At 34.5% G+C, this 743-nt stretch carries 1 protein-coding gene; it reads right to left on the bottom strand.

Translation table 11 applies throughout. From position 1 onward, the window contains the following. Positions 1 to 39 precede the first annotated feature (39 nt). Positions 40 to 743 (bottom strand): IS3 family transposase (locus tag I7822_RS29525; RefSeq protein WP_207982561.1); only part of this gene is annotated, 704 nt, incomplete at its 5' end.

Raw genomic sequence — 743 nt, 5'->3', positions numbered from 1 at the left:
TAAACTGGCACCCGTGTCAAGGACACAAGAAAAAAAGAGTCACGCAACTAGAAGATGATTCCTATATTGGTTAGGGGTCATCTTTTTTAAATTCCATTGATAACGGTAATTGTTATAGTAAACCATATAGTGATTTATTTTGGCTTTTAGTTCGTTTAACGTTTTACAAGATTGATAGTCTAACTCATCTTTTAAATGACCAAAGAATGATTCCATTGGGGCATTATCCCAGCAGTTTCCTCTTCTGGACATGGATTGCCCTAATCCATATTTCTTTAGTAATTTTTGAAATTTCGGGCTTGTGTAGTGGCTACCTTGATCAGAATGGATAAAGGCATCTGGATGTAGTGTAATTTTCTTGTTGTTGACTAGCTTTTGAATTGTCTTAGTTGCAATGTCTAAAGTAATTCGATCGGATACATGGTAAGCTAGTAGCTCGTTCGTGCAGGCATCTTTTATGGTCGACAAATAAGCCATACTATTTCCGTTATATGGCAAAAATGTAATATCCGTTAATAATACTTTTCCAGGGACTCCTTGTTTGAAATTTCTGTTTAACTTGTTTGGAATAACCTGATGCTCTTTTGTTGCTTTTGCATTTTTTTTATAAGGATTCGGCCTTCTATGGGGACAGACTATACCATATTTCTTCATAATTCTTTGTATCTTTTTACGACTAAAGATTATGTTATATTCATTCTCTAATATCATTTTTATTGAACGGGACCCTTTCTTATATCCCC

The sequence above is a fragment of the Metabacillus bambusae genome (genome assembly GCF_017497975.1).
Taxonomy (GTDB): domain Bacteria; phylum Bacillota; class Bacilli; order Bacillales; family Bacillaceae; genus Metabacillus; species Metabacillus bambusae.
The sequence above is the reverse complement of the archived record's forward strand: the minus strand, read 5'-3'. Positions and strand labels throughout refer to the sequence as shown.